This is a genomic window from Bacillus sp. FSL H8-0534 (assembly GCF_038005885.1).
Taxonomy (GTDB): Bacteria; Bacillota; Bacilli; order Bacillales; family Bacillaceae_G; genus Bacillus_A; species Bacillus_A pseudomycoides.
The window spans coordinates 3,953,224-3,969,654 of the sequence record NZ_JBBOUC010000001.1; the positions used below are offsets into that span (position 1 = coordinate 3,953,224).

The 16,431-nt window shown below is 37.8% G+C and carries 15 protein-coding genes and 1 pseudogene; 14 read left to right on the top strand and 2 right to left on the bottom strand.

Going from position 1 to position 16,431, the window contains the following annotated elements:
* The first annotated feature begins 162 nt into the window (after positions 1 to 162).
* Together pulA and MHH71_RS20080 are read left to right on the top strand one after the other, a co-directional pair.
* Positions 163 to 2,304, top strand: coding sequence for a type I pullulanase (gene pulA / locus MHH71_RS20075; protein ID WP_006096240.1), 2,142 nt, complete (start codon positions 163 to 165; stop codon positions 2,302 to 2,304).
* A gap of 486 nt (positions 2,305 to 2,790) precedes the next feature.
* On the top strand, positions 2,791 to 3,588 hold the full coding sequence (locus tag MHH71_RS20080; protein WP_006096238.1) for a phosphotransferase family protein: 798 nt from the start codon (positions 2,791 to 2,793) through the stop codon (positions 3,586 to 3,588).
* 8 nt (positions 3,589 to 3,596) lie between these two features.
* Here MHH71_RS20080 and MHH71_RS20085 read toward each other — a convergent pair whose 3' ends face one another.
* Positions 3,597 to 3,875 (bottom strand): YtzH-like family protein, encoded by a 279-nt coding sequence (locus MHH71_RS20085; RefSeq protein WP_003201233.1) that lies wholly within the window; start codon positions 3,873 to 3,875, stop codon positions 3,597 to 3,599.
* Positions 3,876 to 4,149: 274 nt separating this feature from the next.
* Between MHH71_RS20085 and trmB the strand changes: the two genes are divergently transcribed.
* From trmB to MHH71_RS20120, 7 genes and pseudogenes are all read left to right on the top strand, one after another.
* On the top strand, positions 4,150 to 4,803 hold the full coding sequence (trmB, locus tag MHH71_RS20090) for a tRNA (guanosine(46)-N7)-methyltransferase TrmB (protein WP_003201235.1): 654 nt from the start codon (positions 4,150 to 4,152) through the stop codon (positions 4,801 to 4,803).
* A 228-nt stretch (positions 4,804 to 5,031) separates the two neighbouring features.
* Complete coding sequence (locus MHH71_RS20095; RefSeq protein ID WP_033799157.1) at positions 5,032 to 5,895, top strand: YtnP family quorum-quenching lactonase; 864 nt, start codon at positions 5,032 to 5,034, stop codon at positions 5,893 to 5,895.
* 203 nt (positions 5,896 to 6,098) lie between these two features.
* On the top strand, positions 6,099 to 7,661 hold the full coding sequence (locus MHH71_RS20100; protein ID WP_033799156.1) for a fatty acid--CoA ligase: 1,563 nt from the start codon (positions 6,099 to 6,101) through the stop codon (positions 7,659 to 7,661).
* A pseudogene (locus MHH71_RS20105) lies at positions 7,661 to 8,798 on the top strand (acyl-CoA dehydrogenase family protein). The gene MHH71_RS20100 and the pseudogene MHH71_RS20105 overlap by 1 nt, the downstream one beginning before the upstream one ends.
* On the top strand, positions 8,798 to 9,913 hold the full coding sequence (locus MHH71_RS20110; protein WP_006096233.1) for a CaiB/BaiF CoA transferase family protein: 1,116 nt from the start codon (positions 8,798 to 8,800) through the stop codon (positions 9,911 to 9,913). The pseudogene MHH71_RS20105 and the gene MHH71_RS20110 overlap by 1 nt, the downstream one beginning before the upstream one ends.
* Before the next feature lie 135 nt (positions 9,914 to 10,048).
* Positions 10,049 to 10,921, top strand: a complete 873-nt coding sequence (locus tag MHH71_RS20115) for a 3-hydroxyacyl-CoA dehydrogenase family protein (protein ID WP_003201245.1) — start codon at positions 10,049 to 10,051, stop codon at positions 10,919 to 10,921.
* Entirely contained in the window at positions 10,918 to 12,069 is a 1,152-nt protein-coding gene (locus MHH71_RS20120) for a thiolase family protein (RefSeq protein WP_033799155.1), read from the top strand. The genes MHH71_RS20115 and MHH71_RS20120 overlap by 4 nt, the downstream gene beginning before the upstream one ends.
* 192 nt (positions 12,070 to 12,261) lie before the next feature.
* Here the strand turns inward: MHH71_RS20120 and MHH71_RS20125 are convergent, their stop codons facing one another.
* Positions 12,262 to 12,573 (bottom strand): PepSY domain-containing protein, encoded by a 312-nt coding sequence (locus MHH71_RS20125; protein WP_003201250.1) that lies wholly within the window; start codon positions 12,571 to 12,573, stop codon positions 12,262 to 12,264.
* Between the two features lie 142 nt (positions 12,574 to 12,715).
* Between MHH71_RS20125 and MHH71_RS20130 the strand changes: the two genes are divergently transcribed.
* From MHH71_RS20130 to ytpR, 5 genes are all read left to right on the top strand, one after another.
* Positions 12,716 to 13,789 carry a M42 family metallopeptidase gene (locus tag MHH71_RS20130; RefSeq protein ID WP_016116681.1) on the top strand — a complete coding sequence of 358 codons (1,074 nt, stop codon included), beginning with the start codon at positions 12,716 to 12,718 and terminating at the stop codon, positions 13,787 to 13,789.
* Between the two features lie 201 nt (positions 13,790 to 13,990).
* Positions 13,991 to 14,500 carry a DUF84 family protein gene (locus MHH71_RS20135; protein WP_003201255.1) on the top strand — a complete coding sequence of 170 codons (510 nt, stop codon included), beginning with the start codon at positions 13,991 to 13,993 and terminating at the stop codon, positions 14,498 to 14,500.
* A gap of 82 nt (positions 14,501 to 14,582) precedes the next feature.
* Positions 14,583 to 14,897 carry a thioredoxin family protein gene (locus MHH71_RS20140; protein ID WP_006096230.1) on the top strand — a complete coding sequence of 105 codons (315 nt, stop codon included), beginning with the start codon at positions 14,583 to 14,585 and terminating at the stop codon, positions 14,895 to 14,897.
* Positions 14,898 to 14,977: 80 nt separating this feature from the next.
* Positions 14,978 to 15,790: a DUF1444 domain-containing protein gene (locus MHH71_RS20145; RefSeq protein WP_033799154.1), complete on the top strand. Its 813-nt coding sequence runs from the start codon at positions 14,978 to 14,980 to the stop codon at positions 15,788 to 15,790.
* The gene (ytpR, locus tag MHH71_RS20150; RefSeq protein ID WP_018764527.1) at positions 15,787 to 16,401 is read left to right on the top strand and encodes a YtpR family tRNA-binding protein; all 615 of its coding nucleotides are present in this window, start codon (positions 15,787 to 15,789) and stop codon (positions 16,399 to 16,401) included. Before MHH71_RS20145 ends, ytpR begins: the two co-directional genes overlap by 4 nt.
* Positions 16,402 to 16,431 lie beyond the last annotated feature (30 nt).

Below are 16,431 nucleotides of genomic sequence, written 5' to 3' on the forward strand. Positions count from 1 at the left end.
TTTTCTCTCTTTGTTTTAACGTTGCACGGGGCTGGAAGAGGTTCTGACCGCTTTTATGAATGGCCAGTTATTCTCTCCCACCTAAAGATTGGGTTTTATGTCGGTTTTTCAAATTGTATTCATATAGTTTCATTTTAATTTCGAGAATGATGGTGATTTTTTATGCTGAAAGTAAAGCGTCCATTTGAAGCCTATTTAGATGAAATGAATAAAATTACAATTTTGCTCCCGCATACGTATGGAACAAGCCGGACATTTTTTATGCAGGAAGGAAATCATGTATGGGAGCTTAAGGTTGCTCAAATTATTTCCCTTGCAGATGTAACAAAGTATGAATGTTATATAGAATATCCACTTGATGTGGGGAAGTATTATACAGTGCGGGATGAGCGGAATGAAGAAACAGATTTACAAATTGGAGCGGTTATTCGAACGGCTGTATTTGATGAAAAATATTATTATGATGGTAGCGATTTAGGGGCTTGTTATAGAAAGGAAAAAACAATTTTTAAAATGTGGGCACCAACTGCAAGACTTGCGAAAGTAAGAATTTATAAAAATGATAAAGAGTATACGGATTATGAGATGCAAAGAGAAGAGAATGGTGTTTGGTCTCGTATTTTACAAGGAGACTTTGAATTAGCAAGGTATACATTTCTCGTTTGTATTAATTTAATATGGAATGAAGCTGTAGATCCATATGCAAAATCGGTATCGGTGAATGGTAAGTATGGAATTGTAATTGATCTTGCGAAGACATATGTAAAAGAACAAACTTCATTACCTAAACTTGAATCTTTTACGGATGCAATCCTTTATGAATTGCATATTCGTGATGCCACTATGCATCCAAATAGTGGTGTGGAAAAAAAGGGGACATATACTGGATTAACAGAAGAGAATACGAAGGGGAGACTTGGGACAGAGACGGCCTTTTCTTATATAAAAGGATTAGGAGTTACACATGTTGAGCTTTTACCTCTTCATCACTTTGCTGGAGTAGATGAAACGACCCCTTTTGTAACGTATAACTGGGGCTATAATCCATTATATTACAATGTTCCAACGGGAGTGTATGCAAGTGATCCTACCGACCCTTATAACCGAATCAAGGAATGTAAACAACTTATTGAAAAGTTTCATGAGCATGGACTCCGCGTTATTTTGGATGTTGTATACAACCATGTATATGAAAGAGAAACGTCATCTTTTGAAAAGCTTGTACCAGGATACTATTTCAGACATGATGAAAATGGCATGCCATCAAATGGAACTGGAGTTGGGAATGATCTAGCATCAGAGCGAAAAATGATGCGGAAATTTATTATTGATTCTGTTTTATATTGGCTTACTGAATATAACGTGGATGGTTTTCGATTTGATTTAATGGGAATTTTAGATGTAGAAACGATGAATGAATTAGAAAAGGAAATAAGGAAAAGAAAAAAGGATGCACTGTTATTAGGGGAAGGCTGGGATTTACAAACACCGCTTCCGGCAGAAGAGAAGGCAACGCTTAACAATGCAAACAAAATGCCACAGATCGCGCAGTTCAACGATCAATTTCGTGATGGGATAAAAGGTAGCACGTTTGATGTAAGTAAACGTGGTTTTGCATTTGGAGGAAGTGTAGACCCCGCGCATTTGCAATATGTGTTATCAGGAAGTCTTGTAAATGAAAAAGGAGACGGGTTATTTTTAGAACCCATTCAAAGTATTAACTATGTGGAATGTCATGACAATATGACGATGTGGGATAAACTCGTGCGTAGCAATCAGGAAACGGAAGAAGTGCAAAAAAGGCGTCATCGTTTAGCGACAGCGATGACATTACTCTCACAAGGAATTCCATTTTTACATGCAGGACAAGAGTTTTATCGTTCTAAGAAAGGAAATGAAAATAGTTATAATGCGCTTGACGAAATTAATCAACTCGATTGGGATCAAAAAGAGAAAGAAATAGAAACAATTGCTTATATACAAGGCTTGATTGCGATTCGTAAGGCACATAGAGCGTTTCGCTTACAGTCAGCGAATCTTATAAAGGAGCATATGACATTTTTACAAACATCTCCTACTGTTGTTGCTTATCATTTGCAAAATATAGGAAAGTTCGGTCCTTGGAAGGAAATTGTGGTGTTGTTTCATAATGGTGTGCAATTAGAAACGATTTCACTGCCGAAACACGAAATGTGGTACGTATTAGCAGACAGTGCAAAAGCGAAAGTACATCCGATTTCTTCATTTCAAGGAAGTGAACTTCAAATGGTTCCGATTAGCTCGTATATATTGGCGATAATGTGACAAATCGCTACTTGACGATGAGAATATAATAAATGTAGAATTGACAAAGGTGACGATTTCGATAAGTTGTCATTGTATTATTGGTTTTGTAAAATATAAAGAATAGACGGTTAGTTTGTCTTGATTTCTTGGCCCATGCCAAGTTTTCTTTTATCAAAAAAAAGCAAGAAAACTCCACCTTCAAGGAATATGCCCAGTATAGTCTTTGAGGATGAAGATGAATTGCTAGTAACTGTCTTTATACAATATATTAAAACAGTAGTTCCAGGGGCGTTTGCCAATGGAATAGAGGGGTTGTGCATCAGGCAGCTGTGTCAACTTCACTCGTGTTAATCATCTGTTAGAGAAGATATACACGAGAAACCCCTACTTCAAGAGTCAAAGGAGCTAAGTAGCGGGAGTTTTCATATGAATCCATAACATCTTCAAAAGGTGTTGCGGTTTTTCTTTTCATAACTATAAAAGATAAGGATTTGTTAACGGGTAATGAATATGGAATGGTTGGAACAATTATTAGGAGAAGAGTGGAGTCTTATACCAGCTGGTGGGGCAACAGGCGATGCATATATTGCGCAAAATGGACAACAAAAGCTATTTTTAAAGCGGAATACATCGCCTTTTTTAGCGGTATTGTCAGCAGAAGGAATTGTTCCAAAATTACTTTGGACAAGAAGAGTGACGAACGGTGATGTGATTTCAGCTCAAAAGTGGCTTCCAGGACAAAAGCTAGAGCCAGAGGATATGAAACTTGAGTGTGTTGCGAAGCTTTTAAAAAAAATACATTCATCTAAAGCGCTTGTGCAGATGATACAAAGGCTTGGAAAACAGCCGCTCTATGCGCAGGAGTTATTGCAACAATTGTATTTTGTTTTAAGAGGAGATTTAAGAACGGATGAAACGATTCAGACAGGGCTACGATATTTAAAAGCCACACTGAAAGATGTGGAATATGATGAGTTTGTCGTGTGCCACTGTGACGTCAATCATAACAATTGGTTATTATCGGACGAAGATGAATTATTTTTAATTGATTGGGATGGAGCGCTTATTGCGGATCCTGCTCTTGATCTTGGCATGTTATTATATTGGTATGTTCCGTGTCACGAATGGGACGAATGGTTAGCGTATTATGGAATTGAAATGAATGAATCATTGGTTCATCGTATGAAGTGGTATGTAGTGGCACAAACTATTTTATCTGTTCAATGGCATACAACAAAAAAACAGCAAGCAGAAGCTGAATATTGGCATCAATATTTACAGCAACTACTTGCTTCAGAGTAATAAATAATTTAAGAGAAATTGTCCATTCCAGAAATCCATTGCGTGAGTTGCTCTTGATTATTGGAAATATGATTGTCTAAATCAGGAGAATATTTACCCGATTGACTATAGTAATATACATCGTTTAGCATTGTTTTTACATCGCTGTTCACACTATCGTTTGCAAGCAATGATTGAATGAGCCGTTCTAATTGTTCGCACTCAGAAACCGTTCCACAGCAATCGCTTTGGTGATTGACTAGAATATCTTTTAAAATTTCTAATTGATGTTGTTGATTAATCGGCATGATTGGATCATCCTTTCGATTGTTGTTCAATTTGAACAAGTAAGAGAAATTTTCTATTTCGTCATGGAGTAGCTAATCATTGGCTAACGAAACGTTTCTACAGGAGAGTTTCGTTCTATGCTCTTTGTAGTTTGTATCAAAATGGAACACCTTATACTTGAAAGAAACGGACCGAGTGCTCGTACGTACTTGGTTTTTTGTTTGATAGATTGATTAAAAAAGAAAGAAGGAATAAACCTTCTAAAAATAGTCTGGTAAAGAGAGGAAGACATCTATGCGTTTAAGACATAAACCATATGCAATGGATCGAATTAATGAGTATTCACAGTTTGTAATTGGAAACCCAGAGGAGCGTTGTGGCAATTGGAAAGAAGTGTTTGGAAATGACCATCCGATCCATATTGAAGTAGGAACAGGTCGTGGTCGTTTCGTTTATGAGATGGCAAAAGCGAATCCACATATTAACTATATCGGAATTGAAAAATTCACAAGTGTTATCGTAGATGCGCTTGATAGGTTAATTGAAGAAGAAGTACCAAACTTAAAATTAATTAATAAAGATGCTGAAGATTTAACAGTTTTCTTTGCGGAAGGCGAAATTGACCGTGTGTATTTAAACTTCTCAGATCCATGGCCAAAAAATCGTCACGAGAAGCGTCGTTTAACGTATAAAACATTTTTACGCAATTATGAAGAAGTGTTAGTAACAGGCGGAGAGATTCATTTTAAAACGGATAACCAAAGTTTATTTGAATACTCTCTTATGAGTATGGCTGAATATGGCATGCTACTCACATTCCTTAGTTTAGATCTTCATAACAGTGATTTCGAAGGTAACATTATGACGGAATACGAAGAGAAGTTTTCTAGTAAAGGACATCGTATTTATCGTGTTGAAGCGAAATATCGAACAGAACCTGCGCAGTAATGCGCAGGTTTTTTTGTTGTGAAAAAACATTCTGAATTTTGTGTTAGAATAAAGAGAAACTGTAATCAGTGGGGGTCTTTTTCATCCCCCACTGATTATCAGCCCGCACCAATCGGGCTTTTACGGGCAGTTGATTCCCCGACTAACTTCTTTGCTTTTGCTGCATTTTGAGGTGGGAGTCTTACTGCACGCGAATAGCGGGGGAAAATGGAAAAGGGGGAATGTGGAATGGAATCTTTAAAAATCGGAGAAATAAAAGTGACATGGCTCCGCGGAGGGAACACTCATTTAGATGGGGGAGCGATGTTTGGTGTCGTACCAAAAATCTTATGGTCACGCAAATATAAACATAATGATACAAATCATATTTATTTAAGAACAGATCCGTTGCTTGTACAAACGAAAGAAGGAAATATGCTCATTGATTCAGGAATTGGAAATAATAAAATGAATGAAAAAATGAAGCGGAATCAAGGGGTAACAGAAGAATCGTCAGTTGAACATTCTCTAGCGGAACGCGGTCTAACAGCTGAAGATATTCATTATGTATTAATGACACACCTTCATTTTGATCATGCATCAGGATTAACAAAATCGGAAGATGGTGAGCTTGTTCCGACGTTTCCAAATGCAAAAGTGTATGTATCAGAAATAGAATGGAATGAAATGAGAAACCCTAATATCCGCTCTCGTAATACATATTGGAAAGAAAATTGGGAGCCAATTGTAGAGCAAATCGTCACTTTCAAAGACGAAATACAAATTTCAGATGAAGTCAGAATGGTACATACAGGAGGGCATAGTGATGGTCATGCTGTAATTGTTCTTGAAAGTAAAGGAGAAACGATGCTTCATTTAGCGGATCTCTTGCCAACGCATGCTCATCAAAACGTATTATGGGTGATGGCATATGATGATTATCCAATGACTTCAATTGAACATAAGCAAAAATGGATGAAGTATGGTACAGAAAAGAAAGCATGGTTCACCTTTTATCATGATGCCTATTATCGCGCTGTGAAGTGGGATGAGGAAGGGAATATGGTTGAGAAGGTAGAACGAAAAGAGGAAAATGTATCAAGTGAAGTGTAAGAAAGATAGAAGTATGGAGTGGAGGGTCACCCCCTCCACTAAAAAGTAAATTTTTTATGTTCTTGTTCAACTACAAACACATTGCAAGGATTTGTCGAAAGAAATACTGTTAAAATATTCTGAATATTGTTATAATATCTCTGAGTTACTGCATTATGACATGCTCTATATGTGAAGCTTTTTATTCGAAAGGGGGAAATATATTGCATATAACGATTGGAAATTTACTTGAACTGACTACTGGAAATTATCCAAATAAAGAAGCGATTGTTGAACCGAAAAAAAATATTCGCTGGACGTATACAGAATGGAATGAACAGGTGAATAAGCTAGCTCATGCGCTCCAAAAAAGTGGTATACAAAAAGGTGACCACGTCTCGACTTTTCTCTTTAATAGTAGTGAACTAGCAACTACATGTTTCGCTTGTGCAAAAATTGGCGCCGTATTTAATCCGATTAATTTTAGATTAAAACCACAAGAACTCAGTTATATATTAGAAGATGCTTCTCCAAAAATCGTACTTTTTGAAAAGCAATTATCCTCCCAAATACAAAGTATTCATAAACAATTTCCTCATATCCAGTTCTGGTACATTGACCAAAATCATCCACCGTTTTCTATTTCATATGAAGAAAAACTATCAAATGCATTACCGGATTTTGAAACAGTAGAAGTAAAAGAAGATGATATTTGTTCCATTATGTATACAAGTGGAACAACCGGTTATCCGAAGGGAGTACTTCACCGTCACCGAGAAATTATCGATCAAAGCTTGATGGGAATCGCATATTTACATTATACCGAGAATAGTCGTGGTCTTGTAACAGCACCGATGTTTCATTGTGCTGAGCTGCACTGTTGCTTCGTTCCAAGGGTACATAGCGGCGGGGCGAATATTATTCTGCACCATTTCGATGCAAAGAATGTGCTCGAAACGATTGAAAAAGAGAAGGTTACTGTTATGTTCGCGGCACCTACAATGTGGAATATGATGTTGCAGGAAGATTTAATGCAGTATGATTTATCTTCTCTTAGGTACGGTTTATATGGAGCAGCTTCAATGGCACCGGCACTTGTAAAAGCTTGTGATGAAAAATTGAATGTTTCATTAGTACAAGCCTATGGTATGACGGAAATGGGACCGGCAGTTACTTTTTTACGAGAGAATGAGCAACTTACTAAAGTAGGTTCTGCAGGAAAAGCTGCCTATAATCATGAAATTCGTGTTGTCCGTCCAAATGAAGAAGGGCCATCTGAGCCGAATGATATATTACGACCGTATGAAATCGGAGAAATTATTATGCGAGGTTCCTGTTTGATGAAAGGGTATTACAACAATGAAGAGGCAACAGCAAAAGCATTATATAAAGGATGGTACCATTCAGGAGATTTGGGGTATGTAGATACAGATGGTTATTTATACGTTGCGGATCGCGTTGACGATATGGTTGTTAGTGGTGGAGAAAACATTTACCCACGTGAGGTCGAGGATTTTTTGTATACACATGAAAGTGTTTTAGATGTTGCGGTGCTTGGAGAGAAAGATGAGCTTTGGGGAGAAAGTGTTCTAGCATACATCGTTTCAAAAGATCATTCTCTTACCGAAGAGATATTAGATGAGTATTGCAAAGTAAGTGATAAGCTTGCTGATTATAAACGTCCACGTCGCTATGTGTTTGTTGAACAACTTCCAAGAAATGCAAGCGGTAAAATTCAAAAGTTTATTTTGCGTAATGCAGAAACGGAAGCTAAGGGGAGGATATGATGAGGCATAAATATTTACAGGAGGAGCATCACATTTTTCGTGATGCTTTTCATAAATTTTTAGAAAAGGAAGCATATCCATACTATAACGAATGGGAAAAAGAAGGAATAATTCCTCGTGCTTTTTGGACAAGTATGGGGAGTAAAGGTTTTCTTTGTCCAATGGTAGGTGAGCGGTATGGAGGAGCAGGTGCTGATTTTGGATATTCGGTTGTCATTAACGAGGAACTTGAAAAGGTTGGATCAAGTTTAATCGGAATTGGTTTGCACAATGACATTGTCGTTCCATACTTCACGCAGTATGGAACAAAAGAAACGTTGGTTACCAAAATGTGTAAGCGGTGAATGTATAACTGCAATTGCGATGACGGAGCCAGGAGCAGGTTCGGACTTGGCGAGTATTCGAACAACTGCAAGAAAAGAAGGTGATTATTATGTCGTGAATGGAGAAAAAACATTTATTACAAATGGTATTCATGCAGATTTAGTTATCGTTGTTTGTAAGACAGACACAAATATTAAACCGGCTCATAAAGGCATGAGTCTACTTGTTTTAGAAAGAGGAATGGAGGGATTTAAAAGAGGAAAAAAACTAAAAAAAATCGGCTTACATAGTCAAGACACAGCAGAACTTATTTTTGAAGATGTAAAAGTGCCTGCTTCGAATTTGCTAGGGGAAGAAGGAAAAGGTTTTTATTATCTCATGGAAAAGTTGCAGCAAGAACGTCTCATTGTTGCAATTGCAGCTAAAACGGCCGCGGAAGTGATGCTACATATAACGAAAAACTATGTCCAAGAGCGAAAAGCATTTGGGAAAAGTATAAGCGATTTTCAAACAGTACAGTTTCGATTAGCAGAGATGTATACGGAAATTGAAATTGGTAGAACATTTGTCGATGACTGTATTGCCAATCACATGAATGGTGAGAACATCGTAACGAAAGTATCGATGGCGAAGTGGTGGCTGACAGATCTTGCAAAAAAAGTGTCAGCAGAGTGCGTACAACTGCACGGTGGATATGGATATATGGAAGAATACGAGATTGCGCGGCGTTATCGTGATATCCCAGTAAGCGCGATTTATGCTGGTGCGAATGAGATTATGAAAAATATAATTGCAAAGGGTATGGGCTTATGATGTTGAAAGGAATAACAGTTGTTGATTTTTCTCATTACTTACCAGGTCCGTATGCAGCACTTCGCCTTGCTGATTTAGGTGCAGAAGTGATAAAGGTAGAACCGCTTTATGGTGATTTAGCAAGAGGATTGGAATCTGATAATCAGGCATTTTTTTATGCGAATAATCGTAACAAGAAAAGTATTGCAATAAACGTAAAGCAACCAGAAGGAGTAGCGGTAGTGAAAAAACTTCTTCAAAAATCTGATGTTTTAATAGAAAGCTTTCGGCCTAACGTAATGAACCGTCTTGGTCTTGGATATGAAGAAGTTAAACGGATAAATAAAAGTATCATTTATACTTCATTAACTGGATATGGACAAAATAAAGAACATTCGGATCTTGCAAGCCACGATATAAATTTTATGGCAGTAAGCGGCGTATTAGCACAGTTGAAAGATCAAGAAGGAATTCCGGTTCATCCCAAAATTACCCTTGGGGATGAGATAGGCGGAATGATGACTTCAGAAAAAATTATGGCAGCATTGTTTCAAAGAGAGCGAACTGGGGAAGGGAGTTATCTCGATATTTCTCTCACAGATAGCTTAATGATGTTAATGAACAATCATATCATGCTTGAAAAAATGTATAACAAACGTCATGGGCTAGATTTGCTTAGCGGTAAGATTGTATGTTATTCCCTCTACGAAACGAGCGATGAAAGGTTTGTTGCGCTCGGAGCAGTTGAACAGAAATTTTGGCATTCCTTTTGTGAAGCGGTAGGAAGAGTAGAATGGGGGGATAAGCAATATGAACTAACTCAAGATGGTCAAATCATTTATGAGCAAATGAAAGCACTCTTTGCTAGTAAGCCATTGGCGTATTGGACGAAATTTGCGATGGAAGTGGATTGTTGTTTGGCGCCTGTTTTGGAGACAAATGAATTATCGTCGTCACCATTTACAAGGCATCTAGTAAATGAGAAAGGATATGTATTTACACATACGAGTCATACATTTGCGAATCCACCGAAGCTTGGTGAGCATACCGAAGAAGTGTTGCAAAAGCTTGGATTATCGAAGTTAGAGATTGAGAGATTGGAACAATTAGATGTAATTGAGCGAGTTCGTGTATGAATAATTAGAGAGAAGATAGAGAATCAAGAGGACATTTATTTCTCGTAAATATGCAAGACTATTTCGGAAAGTATTGATTCATTGTTGAAATGTATGTTGTGGAAATGAAAAGAAAATAATTAAAGGAGGAAAATAATGATTCAAAATATCGCAGTAATTGGTGCAGGAATTATGGGAAGTGGAATTGTCCAAGCGTTAGCGATGGGCGATAAACATGTGAAAATGTATGATATATCAGAAGAAAGTTTACAAAAAGCTTATGGAACTATCACCAAAAGCTTGGGTCGTTTCGTGAACGCAGGACGTATGACAGAGGAAGAAAAAAATGGCATTCTAGCTCATATTACTTCTACAGTTATATTGGAAGAAGCTTGCCAAAATGTAGAGCTTGTTATTGAAGCAGTACCAGAAATATTACAGTTAAAGAAGGAGATTTTTCAAAAGCTAGATTTGTATACATCGCAATCTACTATTCTAGCAACGAATACGTCTGAATTAAGTGTAACTGCAATTGCAAGTGTAACAAGTCGTCCAGAAAAAGTAGTGGGGATGCATTGGTTTAATCCCGCTCCTGTTATGAAGCTCGTTGAAATTGTACGAGGAGTGGTTACGGCAGAAAGTACGATACAAGCAGTAAGAACAGTCTCAGAAGGAATTGGGAAAGAAACGGTTGTTGTGAAAGATATGCAAGGATTTGTGACGTCGCGGGCAATTGCTATTCATATGTTAGAGTGCATGCGTATGTATGAAGAAGGAATTACAAGTAAAGAGGACATTGATAAGGCAATTAAGCTTGGTTTGAACTATCCAATGGGACCATTTGAATTAGCGGATTATGTAGGGCTAGATACGATGCTATTTGCGAGTACAGGACTAATGGAAGCATTTGGAGATAGGTTTAGAGCGCCGCAAACACTTGTGAAACTTGTAGAGGCAGGACATCTTGGAAGAAAGACTGGGAAAGGTTTTTATGATTATTCAAAAGGGAAAGTAGGCGAGAAAATATGAAGCGGGACGTTGTTATTGTTGAAGCTGTACGTACGCCAGTTGGTAAAAGAAATGGGGCATTTCGTTTACTTCACCCTATACAACTTGCGGCAGTTGCACTGAGTGAAGTAACAAAACGGGGGAATATAGAAAAAGGACTTATAGAAGATATAGTTATGGGGTGTGTAACGCCAATTAACGAACAAGGCTTTAATATTGGAAGACTTTCGGCACTTGAAGCAGATTTTCCTATAACGGTTCCAGCAGTAACGATTAATAGGCTCTGTGGTTCAGGGCAACAGGCTATTCACTTTGCTGCGCAAGAAATTAAATCAGGGGATATGGACATTACGATTGCAGCTGGTGTTGAACATATGACAAAAGTTCCTATTTTAAGTGATGGAAATGAGCAGACGATCCCGAGTAGTCTTCACGAAAAGTATCAAATTGTGCATCAAGGTGTATCTGCTGAGATGATTGCAGAAAAATATGGTATTACACGTGAACAGTTAGATGCTTACGCGCTAGAAAGTCATAGACGCGCACTTCAAGCTATTGAATCTGGACACTTTCAGCGAGAGATTGTACCACTGCATGGTGTAGATAAAGAAGGCAATGAAATATTAGTTGAAAATGATGAAGGCCCGAGAAGGGATACTTCTTATGAAGCGTTATCAAATTTAAAAACAGTGTTTAAAGAAAATGGAGTGATTACAGCAGGGAATGCAAGTCAAATTAGTGATGGTGCTGCAGCAATCTTGCTGATGGATAGTGAAAAGGCTAAAGAGCTAGGTTGTAAAGCACGTGCTCGTATTGTTAATCAAGTGGTTGTTGGTTCTGACCCGACAACAATGCTTGATGGCGTTATCCCTGCAACAAAAAAAGTGCTACAAAAATCAAATTTAACAATTCATGATATGGATGTTGTAGAAATCAATGAAGCATTTGCATCGGTTGTTTTAGCATGGCAAAAGGAAATGGAAGCGGATTTACAAAAGGTGAATGTTAATGGTGGTGCGATTGCGCTAGGTCATCCACTTGGGGCAACTGGTGCGAAATTAATGACTTCTCTTCTTCATGAATTGGAGCGGAGGCAGGGAAGGTACGGCCTACTGACAATTTGCATTGGACATGGGATGTCGACAGCGATGATAATTGAAAGAATGTGAAAAAGTGTGCAGAAATTCATCTGCACACTTTAATCTCACTACTCATGAGTGGTAGCCCTCACCTCAAAGTTATGCAAGCGGAGTATTATTGTCCGTAACAATCTAATTGGCCGGGAGTGAATAATCAATGTGGGAATGAAGCCCTCCACTGATCAAAGTTTCACTTTATGCTTTTTGATTTTCTGAGTTGTTTTAAGCAGCCGTTACTTCTAAAACGGTACCTGTTTTTGCATCTACTAAAAATTCAAATCGTTCTTGTATATCATTTAAAATTGTTGTAAGACCGCCGCGGTATACTTCGTACGCGACATCATATTTTTCAAACGTCTCTGGAACCATATGTACCCAAGAGCCAGTAATTTCGCCTTTATGACTTAATGCTTGTTTCACCATTTTTAATGCTTTCTCTGAAGAAATATGGGATTGTTCTTGAACTTTGTTTGCAACAAGATAACCAGCTGCAAAACCAACACCAACACCAGCTAGTAAACCTTTCCAGCGCATATATTCACCTCAATTCTATAAAGTAGTGTATTGATGATAATTATAATGCAATTTTAACGAAAAAAGAAGAAACTAGAAACATTTCGAAAATTTCGTTACAATAAAAGAGGTATTCTACTAAGGTTTGAAAGAAGGGAACTTCGTGAATAAAGAGACATTAGAATTATTTCGCACGTTAACAGAATTACAAGGTACATCAGGATTTGAGCATGATGTGCGCCGTTTTATGAAAGAGGAGTTAAGTAAATATGCAGATGAAATCGTCCAAGACGGTTTAGGTAGCGTGTTCGGTCTGAAAAAAGGGGATGAAAATGGCCCACGTGTACTTGTAGCTGGTCATATGGATGAAGTTGGCTTTATGGTTACGCAAATTACGAAAAACGGGATGATTCGTTTTCAAACGCTAGGCGGCTGGTGGAGCCAAGTGCTATTAGCACAACGTGTACAAATTATGACGAAAAACGGCCCAGTTGTTGGGGTTGTTGGTTCGATTCCACCTCATTTATTAAGTGATGCACAACGTGCGAAACCAATGGATATAAAAAATATGTTAATTGATATAGGTGCAGATAGTTATGAACAAGCGCTTGAAATTGGTGTGAAACCAGGGCAACAAATTGTTCCGATTTGTCCGTTTACACCAATGGCAAACGAAAAGAAAATTATGGCGAAAGCTTGGGATAACCGCTACGGCTGTGGTCTTGCGATTGAATTGTTAAAAGAATTAAAAGATGAAACATTACCAAACACGTTATACTCTGGTGCGACTGTACAAGAAGAAGTCGGTCTTCGCGGCGCACAAACAGCAGCTAATATGATTCAGCCAGATATTTTCTATGCGCTTGATGCGAGTCCAGCAAATGATGCATCTGGGGATAAAACGCAGTTCGGTCAATTAGGAAAAGGAGCACTTCTTCGCATTTATGACCGTACAATGGTAACACATAGAGGAATGCGTGAATTTATTTTAGATACAGCAGAAACACATAACATTCCGTACCAGTACTTTATTTCACAAGGTGGTACAGATGCAGGTCGTGTACATACGAGTAACTCTGGTATTCCGTCAGCAGTAATTGGTGTTTGCGCTCGTTACATTCATACTCATGCTTCTATTTTACATGTTGATGATTATGCAGCAGCGAAAGAATTGATTACAAAACTTGTGAAAGCAACAGATAAAACAACATTAGAAACAATTAAAAACAATGCTTAAAAGAAAGGGCCGGATTCGGCCTTTTCTTTTCGTATATGAAAAGAAATAAAAACACTCTTTTTAGATGGGAGAGAGCGTCCGCTTATGTATAGAAAAGTTCAGAATTTTCCCTATCCCATATAGAGTTAAAAACAAAGAAAGAACAAGAGTGTCAATTACCTTTTGTTCTTTGTAGCAATGACTTATATAGAGGTGAACAATATGAAAGTAGCAGTTGGCTCAAAAAATCAAACAAAAGTAGGAGCCGTACAAGAAGTATGGAAAGAGGTAAGTATTACTTCAGTTTCTGTTCCTTCAGGAGTTGCAGCACAGCCATTTTCTGATGAGGAAACGATGCAAGGCGCAATCAATAGAGCGAAGCGAGCACTAGAAGAAAAACAAGCTGACATCGGTATCGGACTAGAAGGCGGTGTAATGAAAACAGAGCACGGTTTGTTTATGTGCAATTGGGGTGCTTTGGCGACAAGCGCGGGGAAAGTATTTGTCGCAGGTGGGGCACGGATTATGCTTCCTGATGATTTTCTTTCTCCTCTTGAAGATGGAAAAGAGTTAAGTGAAGTAATGGAGGCATTTGTAAAACGAAAAGACATTCGTAGCCATGAAGGCGCAATCGGAATCTTTACAGATCATTATGTGGATCGTACACAATTATTTGTACATGTTGTAAAGCTGTTAATTGGGCAATATAAGTATGATGAAAAACAAGCATAAACCTTGCACCATACGTGATGTATGGTAGTATAAAAGAAGATTAGAGATGAAAAGATACACTTCGTTAGAGGAGGAAATATAGATGAAATCATTAGAAAGCATGGAACAATTTCAAGAATTAAAAAATGAAGAGAACGTCATTTTTATGTTCTCAGCAGAATGGTGCCCAGACTGCCGTTTTATTGACCCATTTATGCCAGAAGTAGAAGGAAAATATAGCGATTTCTCATTTTACTATGTAGATCGTGACGAATTTATTGACCTTTGCGTGAAATTAGACGTATTTGGCATTCCGAGCTTTGTAGCGTACAATAAAGGTGAAGAAACTGGACGCTATGTAAACAAAGATCGTAAAACACAAGAACAAATCGAAGCGTTTATTGAAGGGTTAAAATAAGGCGATCTCGCCAATTAAATTGTAAAAACAACCTCTACCTTCGCGGGGGAGGTTATTTTTTTGGAAGGGAGGTAAACGAAATGAGAATGACAAGCAAAAAGATGAAAGATGAGTTAATGACTAGATTAGCTCGTCCAGAGTGGGAATTTCATTATGATAGCGAGAAGGATACGCTCCGTATTGAACAAAAAGATACGAAAAAGGGAATTAATGTTTCACTTCCAGGAGTTGTAGCGAAATGGGAAGTGAAGAAGGAAGCAGCGATTGAAGATGTTGTGTATTACGTACAAGAGGCGCTACTTGCGATGCATAAAGAAGAAAGCGGCGCGGCAAAAATTTTACCGGTTATTCGATCCACTTCTTTTCCAAAGCAAGCTGAAGAAGGAAATCCTTTCGTAATGACAGATCATACAGCAGAAACGCGCATTTATTATGCATTAGATTCTAATAAAACATATCGATTAATTGATGAACGTTTGTTACAAAAACTAGGACTTACAGAGCAGCAAGTACGTGAAATGGCATTGTTTAATGTACGTTCCTTAAGTCATTCATTTAAACAAGATGAAGTGGCGGGGAATACATTTTATTTCTTAAACACAAATGATGGCTATGATGCGAGTCGTATTTTGAATGAATCATTATTACAATCGATGCGTGAAAAGATTTCAGGTGACATGGTTGTAGCTGTTCCGCACCAAGATGTATTAATTATTGCTGATATCGTGAACGAAATCGGTTATGATATTATTGCACAAATGACAATGAAGTTTTTTGCCGAAGGTCATGTTCCGATTACATCACTTTCATTCGTATATGAAGATGGGGATTTTGAGCCAATCTTTATTTTAGCGAAGAATCGGAAGAAGACAAATGGAAAAGAGAAAGGATGAACAAAGTGAACGTTTTTTACAACCTTGAAGGAATTGGCGACACATTAATCGTTGCCTTACAAGATATCACATTAGAAAACCGTACATTTGACCGCAAAGGAGATGTTGCACGCGTTTATGATCGTGAAAGCAACGTAACAGGAGGATTCAACATCTTTAATGCGTCTTCTTATGTAGAAGTAAAGGAAACAGGGAACATTACTTTAACAAAAGAGCTTGTTGAAAAAATCAATGACATTTTAGCAAAGAATGGCTTTGAAGAAAAAGTAGAAGCAGACCTCACGCCGAAATTCGTCGTTGGCTACGTAGCTGAAAAAGAAAAGCATCCAAATGCAGATAAACTAAACATTTGTAAAGTAGAAATCGGTACAGATACACTACAAATCGTATGTGGTGCACCAAACGTTGATGCAGGACAAAAAGTTGTTGTCGCAAAAATCGGTGCTGTAATGCCAAGTGGTATGTTAATTAAACCAGCTGAGCTTCGCGGCGTTCCATCTTCTGGAATGATTTGTTCTGCACGTGAATTAGAGCTTCCGGATGCTCCTCAGGAAAAAGGTATTCTTGTATTAGAAGACAGCTATGAGGTTGGACAAGAGTTCAAATTTTAATTGATATATAATTACAAATTGAAAACCCGA